The following is a 19,588-nucleotide window of genomic DNA, read 5'->3' as shown; positions in this document are numbered from 1 at the left end:
GCCCCACTCGCCATTCGCTACTCGCCCGACTCACAGCCCCAGATAGGCCTTGCGCACGCCGTCATCGGCCAGCAGTTCCTCGCCGGTGCCCGACAGCGTCACACGGCCGTTTTCCAGCACATAGGCGCGGCTCGCCAGCTTCAGCGATACCGCAACGTTCTGCTCGACCAGCACGCAGGTGAGCCCGCCGGCGGCCAGATCGCGAATGGTGCGCAGCACCTCCTGGACAACAGCCGGAGCAAGACCGAGCGAGGGTTCGTCGAACATGACGAGTTCCGGCTCGCCCATCAGGCAGCGGCCAATGGCCAGCATCTGCTGCTCACCGCCCGACAGGGTGCCGGCGGCCTGGCCGTGGCGCTCCTTGAGCCGTGGAAACAGCGCATAGACACGGTCGAGGTTGCGCGCGCGATGCGGCTTGGCACGCGGGATCATCGCACCCATGGCGAGGTTCTCGGCGACCGACAGGCTCGGAAACACCTGGCGGCCTTCGGCGACCTGGCCAATGCCGAGATCGCAGACCTCGTGGCTCGGCAATCCCGTGATGTCCCGGTCCTTGAAGCGGATGGTGCCGGAGGCCGGCGGCAGCATGCCGGCAATGGTGCGGATGAGCGAGGTCTTGCCGGCGCCATTGGCGCCGACGATCGCCACGATGGCGCGATCCGGCACCTCCAGCGAGACGCCATCGAGTGCCTGGGCATCGCCGTAGAAGACGTCGACCTCATGAACCAGCAGCATCAGAGCGCCTCCGCCCCGAGATAGCTTTCCAGGACCTTGGGATGCCGCGTCACTTCCGCCGGCGTCCCCTGGGCAATGGTCGCCCCGTGGTGCAGCACATGGATGCGCTGGGCGAGAGTCATGACCGCACGCATGACGTGTTCGATCAGCACGATGGTGACGCCCGAGCGGTTGATGTCCTTCAGGATGGCGACGATGCGGTCGACCTCGGTCGGCCGCAAGCCGGCCATCACCTCGTCGAGCAGCAGCAGGCGCGGCGCGGTGGCCAGCGCGCGGGCGCATTCCAGCCGCTTGCGGTCGGGCAAGGTCAGGGATTTGGCCTTGGCGGCGCGCTTGTCGAACAGGTCGAGTTTGCGCAGCACGTCGTCGGCCGCGCGCCTGGCGGTCTCGACATCGGGCGCCCGCATCATTGCGCCAATGGTGGCGTTCTCGATGACCGTGAGTTCCGGGAAGGGCCGGACGATCTGGAAGGTGCGGGCGAGGCCGCGCCGGCAGAGCTCGTGCGGCGGCACGCCATCGGCCCGCTCGCCGGCGAAACGGATGGAACCACTGTCGGGCTTCATGACGCCGGCGATCAGATTGAACAGGGTGGTCTTGCCGGCGCCGTTCGGGCCGATCACCGCGAAGATCTCGCCCTCGTTCACCGTCATCGTAACGTTGTCGACGGCGGTCAGCCCGCGAAACCGCTTGGTGACCCCCTGGACTTCGAGCAGCGCGGTCACTGGCGCTCCTCCGGAATGCCGAGCTTCTTCTTCAGCCAGGGCCAGACGCCATTCGGCGAGAACCACATGATGGCCATCAGGGCTGCGCCATAGAACACCAGGTTGACACCCGGGATCGAACGTCCGGCGATCTTCTCGACCAGCGCGATCAGGGTCTGGCCGAGCGGGGTCAGAATGAAAGCGCCGAGGATCGGGCCGAACAACGTGCCGAGGCCGCCGATGATCGGCGCCAGGATCACCTCGATCGAGCGCGCCATGTCGAAGGTCTGGCTCGGGAAAAGATTGTTCTGGTAGAAGGCGTAGCAGACGCCGGCGACCGCCGTCATGGCGGCTGAAATGACCACCGCCGCCATCTTGGCGCGGAACACGTTGATGCCGAGCGCGCGGGCGGCTTCGGCATCCTCGCGCACCGCCAGCCAGGACAGGCCGAGCTTGGAACGGCGCAGCAAGGCGCAGATGATGAAGGCGAGCGCCATCATGGCGAGCGCGACATAATAGAACAGCAGCGGCCCGCCACGCAGGTTCCAGGCTGATCCGCCGCCCGCCGTGACCGGCATGAAGAAACCGGCGGCGCCGCCGACGAAGCTCCAGTTGTCGAAGCCGATGCGGGCGACCTCGGCGAAGGCGATGGTCAGCAGCGCGAAATAGACACCCTCGATGCCGAAGCGGAAGCCGAGCCAGCCGATCGCCATGCCGAAGACGACGGCGACCGCCATGGCCGGCAGGATGGCAATGGCTGGCGAGATGCCGAACTTGACCCACAGGATGGCGCCGACATAACCGCCGAGGCCGACATAAAGCGCGTGGCCAAGCGACAATTGTCCGCAGAAGCCCATCATGATGTTCCAGGCCTGGCCGACGGTGGCGAACCAGAAGATCAGGAAGAACACCGAGAGCAGATAGCGGTCGAGCACGGCGGGGGCGACGGCGAGGATCGCGACGAGACCAATGAGCAGGACCAGCGCGCGGCGCGGCGTCTCGTCGACCAGGCGGGCAAGCGTCGAGAAGGGGTTCAGGTTCATGCGCGCTTGCCCATCAGCCCTTGCGGGCGCAAAGCCAGGACCAGCACCAGCAGGCCGAAGGACACCATGCTCTTCATCGACGGCGCGATCACCACGGAAGCCAAGGCCTCGACGATGCCGATCAGCAGTCCGCCGACCAGCGCGCCGACCATCGAGCCCATGCCGCCGATGATGACGATGGTGAAGGCAAGCAGCGTCAGGCCCGGCGCGATCATCGGGGTGGCATCGGTCAGCGTCACCATCAGCGCGCCGGCGCAGCCGACACAGGCGAGCCCGAGGCCGAAGGTCAACGCATAGAGCTTTTTCACATCCAGGCCGACAACGGCGGCACCGACCAGATTGTCGGCGCAGGCGCGGATCGCGACACCGGTCGTGGTGAAGCGGAAGAAGCCGAACAGCAGGCCCGAGACGGCAAGGGCGGCGATTGCCGCATAGGCGCGGACCTTGTCGACGATGATCGGTCCGACGAACCAGCTGTCGAAGGAATAAGGCAGGTTGGCGTGGCGCGCGTCGGGCCCGAAGATCATCAGGAGACCGTTGACCAGCATGATGGCGAGACCGACCAGCAGGATGAACTGCTCATGGTCGGGACGGCCGACAAAGGGATTGATCAGGGTGCGCTGCAGGCCGTAGCCGAGCACGAAGAAGGCCGCGGCAATCAGGAACATGCTGATGAAAGGATCGAGGCCAAGCGCGTGAAACAGCACGAAGGCCGCATACATCGCCACCACGGCAAATTCGCCATGGGCGAAATTGACAACCCGGACCACGCCGAAGATGACCGACAGGCCAAGCGCCATCAGGCCATAGACGAGGCCTGTGAGGATGCCCTGGACGAGCACGTTTCCATAAAGCGACCAGAGCATGGGCTGGGGTTCGGGGGGACCAAGGGAAGATGACGATCAGGCTGCTAGGCCCAGGGAGTTAGCGCGCCGGACCGGCTTCGGCAACCCGCAGGCGCGGGTGAGGCCGGTGGAAATCCGCGACATTGGTGGTTCGCGCGCCAGGAACGGCTCGGGGCAGGCCCTGAGGGCCCGCCCCGTCCGGATCAGCTGCGACCCTGCCAGCTCGGCATCGGCAGCACCGGTTCGGCCAGCGCCACGTCCTTCGGCAGCACGACGGTCGGCACCCGCTTCTGGTTCTGCACCAAGGCCGAACCGATATTCGGGTTCTGCCCCTTGGCGTCGAACTGGATCGGACCGCCGATCATCACATGTTCGGCGAGGTTGGTTGCGCGCACTGCTTCCATCAGCTTGGCGCCCTCGGTGGTGCCGGCCCGCTTGAACGCATCGGCGGCGATCAGCAGGGCCTCGAAGGTGAAGCCGGCATTGAAGCTGTCGACCGCGAAGCGGTTGTTCGGGCTCGCCTTGGCGAAGGATTTCTCGAAGGCCTGCGACATTGCCGACTTCGGATTGACCCAGGGCAGGCCGAACAGGACGAAGTCCGACAGGGGCCCGAGCGCCTGGTAGAATTCTTCGTCGTAGAAGCCGGGCGAACCGGGCGAGATGATCGCCTTCGGCTCGAAGCGCTGGCGCACCATGTCGCGCACCAGCTTGATGGCGTCGGAGGCGCGCGTCACGCACATGATCAGGTCGGGATTGATCGAGCGGATGCGGGTTACCTCGACCGCCAGGTCCTGGGCGCGCGGATCATAGGCAATGGATTCGACCAGCTTGATCGGCAGGTTGACGCGCGGATAGATCGCGTCCATCGCGCCGCGCTGGGCGGTGCCGAACGTGTCGTTGGCGTGCAGGAAGACGGCGGTCTCCAGCTTGACGTTCTTGGCGTCCATCACGTCCTTGATCAGACGCAGGCCGTTGGTGACCAGCTGGCCGCCGGTCTGGAAATTGCGCACCAGATATTTGTAGCCCTGCTCGGTGATCTGCGGGGCAGCGGCGATATTGATGACGAAGGGCACCTGACGCTGCTCGGTGACCTGGGCGATCGCCAGCGTATGGCCGGAATCGAAGGCGCCGGTCAGCACGTGGCAACCATCATTGATGGCGCGCTCGGCCTGGGTGCGGGCGACGTCGGCATTCGACTCGGTGTCGATATGGACGAGCTCGACCTTGTAGCCGAGATCGGCGAGCACGGCGGGGGCCGCCAGCGCGCCGCGATGCATGCTCTGGCCGGCCTGGGCGAAGAAACCCGAACGCGGCAGCAGCACGCCGATCTTGAGGGTCTGCGCCTGCGCCTTGACGACCGCGGGCGCCGCCAGAACCGCGCCGGCCCCGGCCAGAACCGTGCGGCGGGTGAAAGTCAGTTTCGAGCTCATAGGTCTCATCCTCCCAATACAGCTGTCAGGCTTGGCATCTGTCAGGCTCGGCCTGCCGCACGCCGGTTCAGCCCCAAACCCTGCGTGCCGTTTCCATCATCACGTCGATCTTACGCCATTGCTCGGCTTCCGAAAGCGCGTTGCCGCCAATGCCGGAGGCGAAGCCGCATTGCGGCGACAGCGCCACCTGATCGAGATCGATATAGCGCGCCGCCTCGTCCAGTCGACGGCGAAGTTCATCCACCGTCTCGACCTTGCCGGTCTTGGTGGTGATCAGGCCGAGGACGGCGACCGTGCCCTTGGCGACGAAGCGCAGCGGCTCGAAGCCGCCTGCCCGCTCGGTGTCGTATTCCAAGAGCAGCCGGTCGTAGTTCAGGCCGCCGAACACCGCCTCGGCGATCGCATCATATTTGCCCTCGCGGTGCCACATGCTGGCGCGATTGCCCCGGCAGATATGCAGGCCGAACACCGCCCGGCCGGCAAGACCGGCGATCACCTGGTTGTCGGCTTCGATGGCGCGCCGCAGGTTGGCCAAGGGATCCTCGCCGTGCGCCGCCATGCGCTCGAGCGTCGCCGGGTCGACATAGCCGGTGAAGCTCGGCTCATCGATCTGGACATAGGCTGCGCCGGCGTCGACGAGGCCGGTCACCATGGCCTTCTGGATCGCCACGACATCGGCAAGAAAGCCATCGGCATCGGCATAATGCGGCGCCGAACCCTCGATGTCGCACATCTGGCAAACCCGGTCCGGCCCCATCAGGGTCACCTTGGCCGGCGTCTTGGTCGTCTTCCTGACGAATTCGAGCTCGGTGAGCGGAAAGCTCCGTTCAAGCTTCAGCCGCGATGTCGCCGGGGTCCGAAAGGACAGCACCGCATCGGCGCCCTTGGCGTTGTGGTGCTCGTCCTGGCCGAGATTGTCAGGGCTCTTCAGAAACTGCGCCCAGGAGCCGGACCACAGGTCCCAGCCGGAGACATCGGAAAAACTCACCTGCCAATTGAGCCGGCGAAACTCGCCGTCGGTAACGAAGGGCAGGCCATGGGCCTCCTGACGGGCGAGGCTCCCGGCAATCGCCTGGTCCTGCGCCGCGACGAGCTCATCCCTGGACAGCTGGCCCCTGGCGTGGCGCAGGAACGCCGCCTTCAGATCCTCCGGCCGCAGGAACGAGCCGACCTGGTCGACACGCGCCTGCCTGAGCGCCGCAATTGCCGTCATGTCCCCAGGCTCCCCGTAGCGTTCTTGTTCTTTGCCTTGCTCTTGGGGCGTAAGTCTCAGCAGAGCGGCCGGGATCAGGCAAGCGCGGTTTTGGCGGGGGAGACCGGCTGATAGCGGCGTCCGCCACCGGAGCGGTCAGACGGTCTTGTGCTCGAAGCGGCAGATGTCGTTGATGATACATTTCGGGCAGAGGGGCTTGGCCGCCTTGCAGACATAACGCCCGTGCAGGATCAGCCAGTGATGGGCATGCCGCCGATAGGCGTCGGGAACCACCTTCTCCAGCCCCAGCTCGACGGCGAGCGGGGTCTTGCCCGGGGCAAGCCCGGTGCGGTTGGCGACCCGGAACAGGTGGGTGTCGACGGCGATGGTGGGAATGCCGAAGGCGATGTTGAGCACGACATTGGCGGTCTTGCGCCCGACGCCCGGCAGGGTTTCAAGCGCTGCCCGATCGGCCGGCACCTCGCCGCCATAGTCGGCGATCAGCTTGTTCGACAGCGCAATGACGTTCTTGGCCTTGTTGCGGTAGAGGCCAATGGTCTTGATGAAGGAGATCAGTTTCTCCTCGCCGAGCGCAACCATCTTTTCCGGCGTGTCGGCAACCTGGAACAGCGGCCGGGTGGCCTTGTTGACGCCGACGTCGGTCGCCTGTGCCGACAGCGCCACGGCGACCAGCAAGGTATAGGCGTTGAGGCTTTCGAGCTCGCCCTTCGGTTCCGGTTCGACGGCATGGAAACGGAAGAAGATCGCCTGTACCTCGGCCGGTGTCAGGCCGTCGCGCTTCCGGCGCTTGGCCGCGGCCTTGGCCGCCGCCATGTTGGCAACGGCCTTGTTCGGGCGCTTGCGCGTTGCGAGCAACCCAGCGGGTTCGGAACTGTGAGTGGAACGCTTGGCCATGGCCGTCCTATAATGCGGCGCCATGACAACCGGCAACCCAACAACCGGCAACCCAACAACCGGCAACCCGATGTCAGGCAGCGCGGCCGGCCAGGGGCTCCCCGACGACGAGCCGCCGCTGTTCGCCGCGATCCTGACGCCGCATCGTTCGCTCGGCCGCACCGGCTTCATTGCCGTGATGATTGCGGTTGCCGGTCTCAACCTGGCGGCCGCCGCGGTGTTTTCGGTGGTTGGCGCCTGGCCGGTCTTGCCCTTCCTCGGCATCGACGTCGCGCTCGTCTATCTGGCGTTCCGGGCGAACTACCGCCACGCCCGCGCCTTCGAGGAGGTGGTCGTCACGCCGACCGAGATCCGCGTGCGCAAGGTGGCCTATCACGGCCGCTCGCGCGAGTGGCGCTTCAACACCGCCTGGACGCGGCTGACCGAGGTGGTCGACGACGGCGACGGGCGGGTCATGAGCCTGACACTCGATTCCGGCCGGCACAAACTCGACATCGCGACCTTCCTGCCGCCGATCGAGCGGGAAGGTTTCGGCAAGGCGCTGCGCCAGGCGCTGGCCGAGGCCAAACGCGGGCCAACCCGGACGACCTTTACGTGATGGCCCGGCGTCAGGGCCTGATATCCCATTCCACGAAGGATCCCAGTCATGTCGAGTTCGGTTGAACGGGTGAAGGCGGCCTTGGCGAGCCATGGCCATGACGGCGAATTGCGCCGGTTTCCCGACAGCACGCGCACTGCCGCCGACGCAGCCGCGGCAATCGGCTGCACGGTGGCGCAGATCGCCAAGTCGATCGTGCTCAGGACCGGCGACCAGCCCGTGCTGGTGGTCGCCTCCGGTATCAACCGGGTCGATCCCGCCAAGGTTGCAGCCCTGGTCGGCGGGCGGGTCAAGCGAGCCGACGCCGACTGGGTGCGTGCGGTCACCGGCTTTGCCATTGGCGGCGTCTCGCCGGTCGGCCATCTGACGCAGCCCTTGGTGCTGATCGATCAGGATCTGGGCGCACTCGACCCGATCTGGGCCGCAGCCGGAGCGCCCAACGAAGTGTTCCGCACCGGTTTTGCCGATCTCGTCAGGATCAGCGGCGGACGGGTCGAGGATATCAGGGAATGAAACCAACTCCGGAGCGCGGCTTCATCCGCGCTCCGGCTTCCGGTTCATCCGGTCAGCCGAGCCCGCCGACGCAGACATATTTGACGTCGAGATAGTCCTCGATGCCATATTTCGAGCCTTCCTTGCCCATGCCGGATTCCTTGACGCCGCCGAACGGCGCGACCTCGGTGGTGATCAGGCCCTCATTGATGCCGACCATGCCGTATTTGAGGTTCTCCGCCACGCGGAAGGCGCGTGCCAGGTCGCGGGTGTAGAAATAGGAGGCCAGGCCGAACTCGGTATCGTTGGCCATGCGGACCGCCTGATCCTCGGTGTCGAATTTGAAGACCGGCGACAGCGGCCCGAAGGTCTCGTCCCTGGCGACCAGCATGTCCGGCGTCATGCCGGTCAGCACGGTCGGTTCGAAGAACGACCCGCCGAGCCGGTGGCGATGGCCGCCGGTGACGATCTTGGCGCCTTTGCCGAGCGCGTCCTTGATGTGCTCCTCGACCTTTTCGACCGCCTTCTCGTCGATCAGCGGCCCCTGCTGCACGCCGGGCTCCAGGCCGTTGCCGACCTTGAGGGCCTCGGACGCCGCGGCGAGCTTGGCGACGAAGCTGTCATGAATGCCGGCCTGCACCAGGAAACGATTGGTGCAGACGCAGGTCTGGCCGGAATTGCGGTATTTGGCGATCAGCGCGCCTTCAACCGCACGATCGACATCGGCATCGTCGAAAACGATGAAGGGCGCATTGCCGCCGAGCTCCATCGACACCTTCTTCAGCGTCTTGGCGGACTGCTCGACCAGCTTCTTGCCGATCGGCGTCGAGCCGGTGAAGGTGATCTTGCGCACCGCCGGATTGTCCATCAGCTCGCCGCCAATGGCGCTGGCCGACCCGGTCAGCACGTTGACGACGCCGGCGGGGATGCCGGCCTGCTCGCACAGCTCGCCCCAGGCGAGGCCCGAATAGGGCGTCTGCGATGCCGGCTTGATGACGATGGTGCAGCCGGCGGCGAGCGCCGGACCGAGCTTGCGGGCGATCATCGAGGAGGGAAAGTTCCACGGCGTGATGGCGCCGACGACACCGACCGGCTCCTTGGTGACCAGGATCCGGCGGCCGGCCCAGGGCGAGGGAATGACGTCGCCATAGATGCGCTGCGCCTCTTCGGCGAACCAGCGGACATAGGCCGCGGAAAAATTGACCTCGCCCTTGGCTTCGGCCAGCGACTTGCCCTGCTCGCGGGTCAACAGCGTGCCGAGCGCATCGGCATTCTGCTCGATGATATTGGCCAGCCGATGCAGGATCTGGGCGCGATCCTTGGCGGTCCGGGCACGCCAGGCCGGCAGCGCCGCTTCCGCTGCGGCAATCGCGCGCGCGGTCTCGGCCTTGCCGCAGGCCGGCACGGTGCCGAGCGTTTCGCCGGTGGCTGGGTCGCGAACGGTCAAGGTCTTGTCGTCGTCGGCGCCGATCCACTGGCCGTCGACATAGGCCGCCTCATGCTGGAACGCGAGTGTCCTGGTCATTCCTGGTCTCCTTTTCAGTCATTCTTGCCCATTCCGCCGGTCACGCCCAGCCGTCCTGGACGTTTCGATGCCTCGGGGCTGCGATGTCGGCACGAGAACGCGCGGGCATGGATACTCTTGGTCGACGGCGACCACCGGTCACGACGGTGCGACCACCGGCCTAACCCGGCAACCGTTCACTTATGACTTTAACAGCCTTCGCGCGAGAACGGTTCCGTCATGGCGCACCCGCCGGGCCGCGCCGCGCGCTCGCCTCGGCCGGTCGGCCGATTGCGCCCCGGCCGAACCGAACGGCATCTTCCGGTCGATGCATCAAACAAAAGGCCAGGGAGACCGTCCCATGATCGACCACGTCTCGATATCAGTCCATGATCTCGACCGGGCTGCCGCATTTTATGATCGCGTGCTGGCGCCGCTCGGGCTGACACGCCTGGTCACGCGCGAGCGCTCGGTCGGTTTCGGCAAGCGCTATCCGGAGTTCTGGCTGAACCGCCGCGAGGCCTATGCCGCGCCGGCGGGCGATCCCGGCGCCCATGTCTGCCTGCGCGCGAGCGACGAAGCGGCGGTGCGCGCCTTCCATGCCGCAGCCATCAGCCATGGCGGCAGCGACTTCGGACTGCCCGGGCCGCGCCAGGCGGCAATGACAACCTATTTCGGTGCCTTCATCCTGGATGCCGACCGCAACAAGATCGAAGCGGTCACGTTTCCCGCAGCAACCTAGGGACGCTCGGCGGGATGACGGCATTGCCGGTCCGAGACGAAATAGAGCCGACAAGAGGAAACGGGTGGTTGCGGCGGCCGGCAGGCACCACATTGACCGCAAGAGAGACACCCGGAGCCCGTCATGCTCAACGTCGTTCAACTGGAAAAACACGGCATCCCGATCCGCCTCACCGAGGCGGCGGATGACTACGAGGTGGTGCGCCGCACGCTCGCCTTCATCACCGATCATTGGCGGCGCCAGCCAAGCGTCGAGGAAATGGCCGAACATGTCGGCCTGTCGTCAGGCCATTTGCATCATCTGTTCCGGCGCTGGGCCGGGCTGACGCCCAAGGACTTTCTGCAGGCGATCACGCTCGATGCCGCGCGCGCTCTGCTGCGCGACGAGGCGACCGTGCTCGATGCGGCCTATGAGGTCGGCTATTCCGGACCGGGCCGGCTGCACGATCTGTTCGTCACCCACGAAGCGATGACGCCAGGCGACTACAAGACCGGCGGCGCCGGCATCGCCATGGCCTATGGCTTCCACCCCTCGCCGTTCGGCCGCGCCGTGGTCATCGCCACCGACCGGGGGTTGGCCGGCCTCGGTTTCTGCGATGCCGGCGGCGAACCCTCGGCGCTTTCAGACATGACCAGCCGCTGGCCGCGCGCCAGCTTCCGCGAGGACCAGGGCGCCACCGCGCCCTTCGCCGAGCGGATCTTCGACCCGCAAGCCTGGGCCTCAGACCAGCCGCTCAGGGTGGTGCTGATCGGTTCCGATTTCGAGGTGCGCGTCTGGGAAACTTTGCTGCGCATACCCATGGGCAAGGCGACGACCTATTCGACCATTGCCGGCCATATCGGCAAGCCGAAAGCGGCTCGTGCCGTCGGCGCCGCTGTCGGCAAGAATCCGATCTCCTTCGTCGTGCCCTGCCACCGGGTGCTCGGCCGCTCCGGCGCGCTGACCGGTTATCATTGGGGGCTGACGCGCAAGCAGGCCATGCTCGGCTGGGAAGCCGGCAAGATGAGCTGAAGCCACGTGGGCCGGCACCGCTCCGGTCGCGCCGCAAAACACGCTATGCTGTTGTTATATCGGACTATCCTCACCCGCCCCGGTATCCAGGCCCGGTGAACATGCTCTAGAAGAGCAGCATGGACGCAACATTGCCCGCCGCTGTTCCGGCCCCTGCCGTCACCCATCGCCGTGTACTTGCCATCGCGGTGCCGATGATCTTCGCCCATGTGACGACGCCGCTGCTGGGCATCGTCAGCGCGACCGCCATCGGCCAGCTCGGCGAGGCGCGCCTGCTCGCCGCCGTGGCGCTTGGCGCGGTGGTGTTCGATTTCCTGTTCTGGGCCTTCGTCTTCCTGCGCATGAGCACGATCGGCCTGACCGCCCAGGCCCTCGGCGCCCATGACGACACCGAGCGGCGCGCGGTGATCGCCCGTGCCCTGGTCATGGCTCTGCTCTGCGGCGGCGCGCTGGTGCTGCTGCAGCGGCCGATCTCGTTCGCGGCATTCCAGCTGATGGGCGCCTCGACGGCGGTCAACGAGGTCGCCGAGCAATATTTCGCCGTGCGGATCTGGTCGGCGCCCGCCGTCTTCGTGAACTACGCCGTGCTCGGCTGGCTGATCGGCCAGGCGCGCACGGTGACCGGCCTGGTGCTGCAGGTCGCCATCAATCTGGTCAACATGGCTTTGACCCTGCTGCTCGTCACCGTGCTCGGGCTTGGCGTGACCGGAGCTGCGACGGCCAATGCGCTCGCCGAACTCTCCGGCGCCGTCGTCGGGCTTATCGTGGTGCTGAAACTGCTCGGCGGCCGCTTCGGCGTGGCGCGCTCCGTCGTGTTCGACAAGGCCAAGCTGATCCGCACCATCGCGATCAACCGCGACATCATGATCCGCACCGCGGCGCTGGTCACCGGCTTCGCCTTCTTCACCCGCCAGGGCGCGGTCGGCGGCGACACCGTGCTGGCCGCCAATGCCATCCTGATGAACCTGGTCGGCGTCGTCGCTTTCTTCCTCGACGGCTTTGCCACCGCCGCCGAGCAGCTCGGCGGCCAGGCGGTCGGGGCCAGGAACCAGACCGCCTTTCGCCGCGCGGTGGCGCTGTCGGCGATCTGGGCGGTCGCCTTCGGCACCGGCGCCTCGGCGCTGTTTTATCTCGGTGGCCCGCTCGCCATCGACGTCATCACCAGCGCCGAGGCGGTGCGCACCGAGGCCCGGCAGTACCTGGTCTTCGCGGCGCTGACACCGTTCACCGGGGTCATGGCCTTCCTGTTCGACGGCGTGTTCATCGGCGCGACCTGGACCACCGCCATGCGCAATTGCATGGTGGCGGCCTTCGCCACCTTCATCGCCGCCTGGTGGCTGCTGTCGGGCTATGGCAATACCGGCCTGTGGATCGCCTTCCTGGTGTTCCAGGCTTGCCGCGGGCTCTATCAGTGGCTCGCCTATCCCGGCATGGTTCGCCGGACCTTCGCAGCGGTGCCGCGCTAGCCGAGCCGCCAGTCGTCCGCCCGGCTGCCAATCACCGCCGCGATCGAGCCAAGCCCTTCGCGCTTCAGGTGCTGGACCAGCCCGGCCTTGATGTCTTCGACCAGGCTCAGGCCCTTGAACACCAGCGCCGAATAGAGCTGCACGACGGTCGCACCGGCCGCGATCTTGGCGAACGCATCCTCCGCCGAGGCGATGCCGCCGACGCCGACCAGGGGGAACTGGCCTTCGACCCGCCGATAGGTCTCGGCCAGCATGCGGGTCGAGCGATCGAACAGCGGCGCACCGGAGAGGCCGCCGGCTTCCTTGGCGGTGGCCTGATCGATCAGGCTCGCCGGCCGCTCGATCGTGGTGTTCGAGACAATCATGCCGTCGACCCGGCGCGTTCGACAGACCTCGACCATGTCGTCGAGCCCGGCGAGCGACAGATCCGGCGCGATCTTGACCAGTACCGGCTTGCCGGCTGCGACCCTGTCGCGGGCATCGAGCGAGCGGGCCAGCACCTCGTCGAGGAAAGAGGCCTGCTGCAGGTCGCGCAAGCCCGGCGTATTGGGCGAGGAGACATTGACCGACAGGTAGGACGCGTGCGGCGCGAGCTTTTCGACCAGCCGGCCGTAATCGGCGATCCGGTCGGCGGTGTCCTTGTTCGGGCCGATATTGACGCCGACGATGCCGGGGCGGCCCTGGCGGCGCCGGAGCCTTTCGGCCACCGCATCGACGCCGTCCGAATTCAGGCCATAACGGTTGATGACGGCCTGGTCCGGCACCAGCCGGAACAGCCGCGGTTTCGGATTGCCGACCTGCGGCTCCGGCGTGACGCCGCCGACCTCGACGAAACCGAAACCGAGCCGAAGACAGGCGTCCGGCACTTCAGCATGTTTGTCGAAACCCGCGGCCAGGCCCACCGGGTTGGAAAAGTCGAAACCGAAGGCCTGGACGGCCAGACGCCGGTCGTCGGCGCCGCAACGTGGCACCGGCAAGGTCTTCAGCGCCGTCACAGCCAGTTGGTGGCCGGTCTCCGGATCGGTGGCGAGCAGAAAGGGCTGGGCGAGGCGGGAGGCGAGCGAGAGCAGCGTCATGCGCTTCCTTTGGCATTGGCAGCCGGCCGAGAGCAAGACCCGCCCCGACGTTCGTCCCCGGCTTGGCCCACCACCAGATGGATTTCGACCAGCACCTATAGGGATCGAGCCTCAGAGCCGAACGAGTTTGGCCTCTTTCGGCCAGACCAGCGAACGCACCGCCTGGCCCAGGTCCTCGATCAGGTCCTCGGGATCCTCGAGCCCGACCGACAGGCGCAGCAGGCCGTCGGAAATGCCCATCTCGGCACGCTCGGCCGGTGTGAACCGGTCATGCGTGGTGGTCGGCGGATGGGTGATCAGGCTCTTGGCATCGCCGAGATTGTTGGAGATGCGGATGATCTGCAGCGCATTGGCAACCCGGAAGGCGCCCTGTTTGCCGCCCTCGACCTCGAAGGCGACGAGGGTCGAGCCACCGCGCATCTGGCGCTTGGCGAGCTCATATTGCGGATGGTCCGGCCGGCCGGGATAGATCACCCTGTTAACGCCCGGCAACTCCGCCAGGGCGTCGGCGACCTTGGCCGCATTGGCGGTCTGGCGCTCGACCCGCACGTGCAGGGTTTCCAGGCCCTTGAGCATGACCCAGGCATTGAACGGGCTCATCGCCGGGCCGGTCTGGCGCAGGTACTGGTAGATGTAGTCGGCGATGAACTGCTTCGACGCGAGGATGACGCCGCCCATGCAGCGGCCCTGGCCATCGACATGTTTGGTGGTCGAATAGATCACGCAGTCGGCACCGAGCTGTAGCGGGCTCTGCAGCAGCGGCGTGGCGAAAACGTTGTCGACCACCGTGCGGATGCCGGTCTTCTTGCCGATCGTACAGATCGCCGCGATGTCATAGACCTCGAGCGTCGGGTTGGTCGGGCTTTCCAGGAAGAACACCTTGGTGTTCGGTTTCACCGCGGCCTGCCACTGCGCCAGGTCGGCGCCGTCGACCAGCGTCGAGGTGACGCCGAAGCGCGGCAGCAGCGTCTCGATGATGAAGCGGTTGGAGCCGAACAGCGCCTTGGCCGCGACCACGTGGTCGCCGGCCGAAAGCTGGCCGAACAGCACGGCGTTGACCGCCGCCATGCCGGTGGCCGTCGCCTTGGCGGCTTCGGCGCCCTCCAGGAGCGCCATGCGCTCCTCGAACATGGACACGGTCGGATTGGAAAAGCGGGCGTAGATGAAACCCGGCTCGGTGCCCTTGAAGCGGGCCTCGGCCTCTTCGGCCGTGGCGTAGACATGGCCCTGGGTCAGGAACAGGGCCTCCGAGGTCTCGCCAAATTCCGAGCGCAACGTGCCGCCGTGAACCAGGCGGGTCGCGGGGCGGGCGGATGCAGGATCGAACGGCTTTTTCATCACGGCTTCCTTCGGCCTACCTGTGACAGCCCCCGGCCAGGGAGCCGCTAAGGGGACTTGTCCCCTTAAAAAACAAAACCCGGCCCAGCAAAAGCCAGGGCCGGGTTGATCCCGCACGCCCGGCCTTTTAGCGAAGTGTTTAACGTGGTCCGCAAGCCGACCGGCCAAATCTCCACGTGGTCAAGCGTGGTAAGCAGGGCGGATTGACGCGTCAAGTATTTTGTTCGTTTTGACGAACGATTCGTTCGTCGGGGATTTGGTGCATGGATCAGGACACGACGGCGGGCATCCTGCCGGCCCAGACCATCGAGGCGCTGGTGGCGTCCGGAGCGATCAGAATCGCCCGGCCGCTGGACGCTGATCAGGTCCAGCCGGCTTCGCTCGATCTGAGATTGGGCACGCGGGCTTATCGCATCCGGGCGAGCTTCCTGCCCGGCCCCAACACGACGGTGGTCGACCGCCTGCAGTCGCTGGCGCTGCACGAGATCGACCTGACCCGCGGCGCGGTGCTCGAGACCGGCTGTGTCTATCTGGTCGAACTGCTGGAGGCTGTCGCGCTGAAGGACGGCATATCGGCGACCGCCAATCCGAAGAGCTCGACCGGCCGGCTCGACGTCTTCACCCGCGTCATCCTCGACCGGGCCCAGGCCTTCGACACCATCCCCGCGGATTACGAAGGCCCGCTCTATCTCGAGGTGTCGCCGCAGACCTTCTCGGTGCTGGTGCGGACGGGATCGCGACTGTCGCAGATCCGCTTCCGGCGCGGCCACGCCGAACTGACGATCGACGAGATCCACGCGCTGCAGGCGACCGAGCGGCTGGTCGACACGGCGCAGCCGATCGTCGGCCCCGGTGGCATCGCGGTGTCGATCGACCTGATGGGCGAGGCCTGGGGCGGCCTGCTCGGTTATCGCGCCAAGCGCCATTCCAGCGTCATCGACGTCGATAAGAAGGCCGCGGCCGACGTGCTCGACTTCTGGGAACCGATCCAGGCGCGCGGCAAGGGCGAGATGATCCTCGACCCGGACGAGTTCTATATTCTCGCCTCCAAGGAAGCGGTGGTGGTGCCGCCGGCCTATGCCGCCGAAATGGTGCCGTTCGATCCGCTGGTCGGTGAGTTCCGCGCTCATTATGCCGGCTTTTTCGATCCTGGATTCGGTCATGCCGCGGCCGGCGGCCGCGGCGCCCGTGCCGTGCTCGAGGTGCGCTCGCGCGAGGTGCCGTTCATCCTGGAGCACGGCCAGATCGTCGCGCGCCTGGTCTATGAGCGAATGACCGCGACGCCGCGCAGCCTCTATGGCGAACTCGGCTCGAACTATCAGGCCCAGGGCCTGAAGCTGTCCAAGCACTTCCGCTGAGGCCGCGTCGGCGGCGATGCATCGGCGGCCGCCACCCGTGCCAAGGAGGATGCCGTGAAGTTCGTCACACACAACCCGACGGCCGGAATCTACCCGGCGACATCGGACTATGTTCATGCGCTCGAAGTCCAGGCGCCCCATCGCCTGCTGTTCGTCGCGGGCACCATGGGCCTCGACGCCGAGGGCGCCGCGGGCAAAACCCTCGACGAACAGCTCGAGCTGATCTGGTCGAATATCCGGACCATCCTGGCCAGCGCCGACATGGCGGTCGACAATATCGTGCGGCTGACCAGCTATCTGCGTGACCCTGATTATGCCGAGGCCAATGGCGCGGCGCGGGTCAAGGCGCTCGGCGGACGGCGCATTCCGACCACCGCGATCGTCGCGCAGACCCTGGTCAGCGACTGGCTGGTCGAGATCGAAGTGATCGCCGCCGCCTGATCGCCGCAGCCCGACCGCGGCGATCTCCCCTGACGGCAAGGTCGCCTGGCCCCGGGGTCAGGCTCCGGCCAGCTCGCGCTCGACCAGGCGCGCGAAAAAGCTCGCGCCGATCGGCAACAGGTCGTCGTTGAAATCGTAGCGGCCGTTATGCACCGACACGCGCCCGCGCTCCGCGCCGGCCTGGCCGAACAGCAGGAAGGCGCCCGGCGCCTCCTGCAGCATGTAGGAAAAATCCTCGCCGGCGGTCAGCGAAGGGAAATCGCCCCTGATCAATTCCGGACCAACGATGTCCGTGGCCGCAGCGGCCGCGACGGCCGCCTCTTCCGAGGTGTTGATGGTCGGCGGGTAGGAGCGCTTGTAGTCGAGCGTCACGCCGAGGCCGTGGGCCGCGGCCGTGCCCTCCACCACCTGGTGGAACAGGTCGTCCATGCGCTTGCGCGTCGCCGGTTTCAGCGTGCGGATGGTGCCGCGCAGCTCGACGGTCTCGGGAATGACGATATCGGACGTGCCGGCATGGATCTGCGCCACGCTCAGCACCGCCGTATCATGCGGGTCGACCCGCCTGCTGATCAGCGACTGCAGGGCGCCATAGAGCTGCATTGCGCCGGGCAGCGGATCGAGGCCGGCATGGGGCTGCGCGCCATGGCTGCTTTTGCCCCGCAGGATGATGCTGAAATAGTCGACCGCGGCCAGCACGGTCCCCTCGCGCACGGCGACCGTGCCGAGCGGCAGGTCGGGCAGATTGTGGATGCCGTAGACGGCATCGCAGGGGAAGCGCCGGAACAGGCCGTCCTTGACCATTTCGGCGGCGCCGGTGAGCCCTTCTTCGGCCGGCTGGAAAATGAAATTGACCGTGCCGGAAAAATTGCGCGTCTCGGCGAGATATTTCGCCGCGCCGAGCAGCATGGTGGTGTGGCCGTCATGGCCGCAGGCATGCATGACGCCGTCATGGGTGCTGCAGTGCTCGAAATCGTTCTGTTCCGACATCGGCAGGGCATCCATGTCGGCGCGCAAGCCGAGGCTGCGATTGCCGGGCCGGCCGCGCAGCACGCCGACCACGCCGGTGCGGCCGATGCCGCGATGGACCTCCAGGCCCCAGGCTTCCAGCTTTTCGGCGACGATGCCGCTGGTGCGCACCTCCTGGAAGCCGATCTCGGGATGGGCGTGGAAATCACGGCGCCATTCGGTCATCTCGGGCGTCAGCGCGGCAAGGGCATCAATGGTCGGCATGGGACGAGCTCCGGCAAATGTCGCGCGAAGTCTGGTCCGGCCGCCGCCGAAAGCCAATCCCCGGTGCGCGAATGCCACCTGCGCGAATGCCACCTGCGCGAATGCCACCTGCGCGATGCCACCAGGCGTGCCCTATTGCGGACGCGAGGACAGCGCCAGCCGCGCGCCGAAACCAATCAGCAGCATGGCAAAAGCCCATCGCTGCAGCGTTTGCGCCAGAGGATAACGCGACAGCCAGCGCCCGATGGCCGCACCGGCCAAGGCAAGGACGATATCGAAAGCCAGGCCGATACCGACCAGGATGGTTCCCAGCAGCAGGAACTGCCCGGCAACCGCGCCCTGGTCCGGCCGAATGAATTGCGGCAGCAGCACCGAGCAGAACAGCAGCGCCTTGGGATTGGTGATGTTGGTCAAGAGGCCCCGTCGCAAGGCGATCCGATAGGATGGCGCCGCCCGGCCGGCTCCGGGCCGGGCCTCCGGCGGCAGGAGGGACGACGCGCCGAGCATGGCGATGCCGAGCCAGATGAGATAGGCCGCGCCCGCGAGACGAACCACTTCGAAGGTCCAGGGCGAGGTCCTGAGCAGGGCTGCCAGCCCGAGCGCAGCCAGCGCCACGTGTGCGGCGCGCGCCAGCGCCAGTCCGGCGGCAGTCGCCAGCGCCTGCCCGCGGCCACGCAAGGCGCCGGTTTCCAGAAGCAGGACCATGTCGGGCCCGGGCACCAGATAAGCAATGGCGAGCGCCCCGACGAAAATCCCGAGATCGGCCATGACACCTCCGATATCCCGGTTCTCGGGTAAGGCGATGCTAGCCCCGGACGCGGCGGCAGGTCCTTGCGAGTTACGCCTCGAACAGGCACCAATTTGGCGTACTGTGCCAATCTCGACATCGAAGCCAGGTCGATCATGCCAAAATTGAAGCTGGACGCCATAGACCGGCGCATTCTCGCGGCGTTGCAGCGCGACGCCCGGCTGACCAATGTGCAACTCGCCGAAGAGATCGGCCTGTCGCCGTCGCCTTGCCTGCGCCGGGTGCGCCTGCTGGAGGAAGCCGGCGTGATCAGCGGCTATCACGCAACCCTGCATCGCGGCGAGCTCGGCCTCGGACTGACCGTGTTTGTCGGCATCAAGGTCGAGCGCCATCGCGACGAGACGGCCGCCGCCTTCCGCGAGGCGGTCAAGGCGCTGCCCGAGGTCATCTCCTGTCACCTGGTTTCGGGCGAGGCGGATTTCCTGCTGCAGGTGGTCGTCCCCGATCTCGCCGGTTATGAGCAATTCCTGATGGGCGCCCTGCTCAAGCTGCCCGGGGTGAGCGATATCCGCAGCAATTTCGCGATCCAGACGGTCAAGGCGGAGGGACCGCTGCCGCTTGACCATTTGCCGGAGCCTCATCTGCCGGGGCCTCATCTGCCGGGGCCTCATCTGCCGGGGCCTCCTGGGCCCAAGCTCCCCGCCGCGCGGCGCGGCTGAGCCG

At 66.6% G+C, this 19,588-nt stretch carries 20 protein-coding genes and 1 riboswitch; of the genes, 8 read left to right on the top strand and 12 right to left on the bottom strand.

All coding sequences use genetic code 11. The features are described from left to right. Positions 1-30 precede the first annotated feature (30 nt). From E8M01_RS19545 to nth, 7 genes are all read right to left on the bottom strand, one after another. Positions 31-735 carry an ABC transporter ATP-binding protein gene (locus tag E8M01_RS19545; protein WP_136961658.1) on the bottom strand — a complete coding sequence of 235 codons (705 nt, stop codon included), beginning with the start codon at positions 733-735 and terminating at the stop codon, positions 31-33. Continuing rightward, the gene (locus tag E8M01_RS19540) at positions 735-1,457 is read right to left on the bottom strand and encodes an ABC transporter ATP-binding protein (protein ID WP_136961657.1); all 723 of its coding nucleotides are present in this window, start codon (positions 1,455-1,457) and stop codon (positions 735-737) included. Before E8M01_RS19540 ends, E8M01_RS19545 begins: the two co-directional genes overlap by 1 nt. After that, a complete protein-coding gene (locus tag E8M01_RS19535; RefSeq protein WP_136961656.1) occupies positions 1,454-2,479 on the bottom strand; it encodes a branched-chain amino acid ABC transporter permease in 1,026 nt (341 codons plus the stop codon). The genes E8M01_RS19540 and E8M01_RS19535 overlap by 4 nt, the downstream gene beginning before the upstream one ends. Beyond that, positions 2,476-3,345 carry a branched-chain amino acid ABC transporter permease gene (locus E8M01_RS19530; RefSeq protein WP_136961655.1) on the bottom strand — a complete coding sequence of 290 codons (870 nt, stop codon included), beginning with the start codon at positions 3,343-3,345 and terminating at the stop codon, positions 2,476-2,478. Before E8M01_RS19530 ends, E8M01_RS19535 begins: the two co-directional genes overlap by 4 nt. Before the next feature lie 182 nt (positions 3,346-3,527). Next, positions 3,528-4,754, bottom strand: a complete 1,227-nt coding sequence (locus tag E8M01_RS19525; RefSeq protein ID WP_215908770.1) for an ABC transporter substrate-binding protein — start codon at positions 4,752-4,754, stop codon at positions 3,528-3,530. 67 nt (positions 4,755-4,821) lie between these two features. Then, positions 4,822-5,967, bottom strand: coding sequence for a uroporphyrinogen decarboxylase/cobalamine-independent methonine synthase family protein (locus E8M01_RS19520; protein ID WP_136961653.1), 1,146 nt, complete (start codon positions 5,965-5,967; stop codon positions 4,822-4,824). 135 nt (positions 5,968-6,102) lie between these two features. Then, entirely contained in the window at positions 6,103-6,861 is a 759-nt protein-coding gene (nth, locus tag E8M01_RS19515; RefSeq protein WP_136961652.1) for an endonuclease III, read from the bottom strand. A gap of 70 nt (positions 6,862-6,931) precedes the next feature. On the opposite strand from nth, the gene E8M01_RS19510 reads away from it, so the two are divergent. Both E8M01_RS19510 and E8M01_RS19505 read left to right on the top strand, forming a co-directional pair. Then, positions 6,932-7,459 (top strand): DUF2244 domain-containing protein, encoded by a 528-nt coding sequence (locus E8M01_RS19510; RefSeq protein WP_170181975.1) that lies wholly within the window; start codon positions 6,932-6,934, stop codon positions 7,457-7,459. Positions 7,460-7,507: 48 nt separating this feature from the next. After that, a complete protein-coding gene (locus E8M01_RS19505) occupies positions 7,508-7,972 on the top strand; it encodes a YbaK/EbsC family protein (RefSeq protein WP_136961650.1) in 465 nt (154 codons plus the stop codon). 52 nt (positions 7,973-8,024) lie between these two features. Here the strand turns inward: E8M01_RS19505 and E8M01_RS19500 are convergent, their stop codons facing one another. Then, complete coding sequence (locus tag E8M01_RS19500) at positions 8,025-9,476, bottom strand: NAD-dependent succinate-semialdehyde dehydrogenase (RefSeq protein WP_136961649.1); 1,452 nt, start codon at positions 9,474-9,476, stop codon at positions 8,025-8,027. Between the two features lie 340 nt (positions 9,477-9,816). Here E8M01_RS19500 and E8M01_RS19495 point away from each other — a divergent pair, with 340 nt between their 5' ends. From E8M01_RS19495 to E8M01_RS19485, 3 genes are all read left to right on the top strand, one after another. Then, the gene (locus E8M01_RS19495; RefSeq protein WP_136961648.1) at positions 9,817-10,197 is read left to right on the top strand and encodes a VOC family protein; all 381 of its coding nucleotides are present in this window, start codon (positions 9,817-9,819) and stop codon (positions 10,195-10,197) included. Positions 10,198-10,320: 123 nt separating this feature from the next. Then, on the top strand, positions 10,321-11,208 hold the full coding sequence (locus tag E8M01_RS19490) for a bifunctional helix-turn-helix domain-containing protein/methylated-DNA--[protein]-cysteine S-methyltransferase (RefSeq protein ID WP_136961647.1): 888 nt from the start codon (positions 10,321-10,323) through the stop codon (positions 11,206-11,208). A gap of 119 nt (positions 11,209-11,327) precedes the next feature. After that, on the top strand, positions 11,328-12,674 hold the full coding sequence (locus tag E8M01_RS19485) for an MATE family efflux transporter (RefSeq protein WP_136961646.1): 1,347 nt from the start codon (positions 11,328-11,330) through the stop codon (positions 12,672-12,674). Here the strand turns inward: E8M01_RS19485 and E8M01_RS19480 are convergent. Both E8M01_RS19480 and E8M01_RS19475 read right to left on the bottom strand, forming a co-directional pair. Continuing rightward, positions 12,671-13,744 (bottom strand): quinone-dependent dihydroorotate dehydrogenase, encoded by a 1,074-nt coding sequence (locus E8M01_RS19480; protein WP_425467743.1) that lies wholly within the window; start codon positions 13,742-13,744, stop codon positions 12,671-12,673. The two genes, E8M01_RS19485 and E8M01_RS19480, sit on opposite strands and share 4 nt — an antisense overlap. Positions 13,745-13,861: 117 nt before the next feature. Next, positions 13,862-15,088: an O-succinylhomoserine sulfhydrylase gene (locus E8M01_RS19475; protein WP_136961644.1), complete on the bottom strand. Its 1,227-nt coding sequence runs from the start codon at positions 15,086-15,088 to the stop codon at positions 13,862-13,864. A 107-nt stretch (positions 15,089-15,195) separates the two neighbouring features. Continuing rightward, a riboswitch (SAM riboswitch) is annotated at positions 15,196-15,274 on the bottom strand. A gap of 77 nt (positions 15,275-15,351) precedes the next feature. On the opposite strand from E8M01_RS19475, the gene E8M01_RS19470 reads away from it, so the two are divergent. Both E8M01_RS19470 and E8M01_RS19465 read left to right on the top strand, forming a co-directional pair. After that, positions 15,352-16,446 (top strand): 2'-deoxycytidine 5'-triphosphate deaminase, encoded by a 1,095-nt coding sequence (locus tag E8M01_RS19470; RefSeq protein WP_136961643.1) that lies wholly within the window; start codon positions 15,352-15,354, stop codon positions 16,444-16,446. Positions 16,447-16,500: 54 nt separating this feature from the next. Beyond that, positions 16,501-16,887 (top strand): RidA family protein, encoded by a 387-nt coding sequence (locus E8M01_RS19465; protein WP_136961642.1) that lies wholly within the window; start codon positions 16,501-16,503, stop codon positions 16,885-16,887. A gap of 57 nt (positions 16,888-16,944) precedes the next feature. Here E8M01_RS19465 and E8M01_RS19460 read toward each other — a convergent pair whose 3' ends face one another. Both E8M01_RS19460 and E8M01_RS19455 read right to left on the bottom strand, forming a co-directional pair. Further along, positions 16,945-18,117, bottom strand: coding sequence for a M20 aminoacylase family protein (locus E8M01_RS19460; RefSeq protein WP_136961641.1), 1,173 nt, complete (start codon positions 18,115-18,117; stop codon positions 16,945-16,947). A gap of 132 nt (positions 18,118-18,249) precedes the next feature. Further along, positions 18,250-18,885, bottom strand: a complete 636-nt coding sequence (locus E8M01_RS19455) for a LysE family translocator (protein ID WP_136961640.1) — start codon at positions 18,883-18,885, stop codon at positions 18,250-18,252. Positions 18,886-19,020: 135 nt separating this feature from the next. On the opposite strand from E8M01_RS19455, the gene E8M01_RS19450 reads away from it, so the two are divergent. Continuing rightward, positions 19,021-19,584, top strand: coding sequence for an Lrp/AsnC family transcriptional regulator (locus E8M01_RS19450; RefSeq protein WP_136961639.1), 564 nt, complete (start codon positions 19,021-19,023; stop codon positions 19,582-19,584). Positions 19,585-19,588: the final 4 nt, after the last annotated feature.

Origin of the sequence: Phreatobacter stygius (assembly GCF_005144885.1) — a bacterium.
GTDB classification, from domain to species: domain Bacteria; phylum Pseudomonadota; class Alphaproteobacteria; order Rhizobiales; family Phreatobacteraceae; genus Phreatobacter; species Phreatobacter stygius.
The sequence above is the reverse complement of the archived record's forward strand: the minus strand, read 5'-3'. Positions and strand labels throughout refer to the sequence as shown.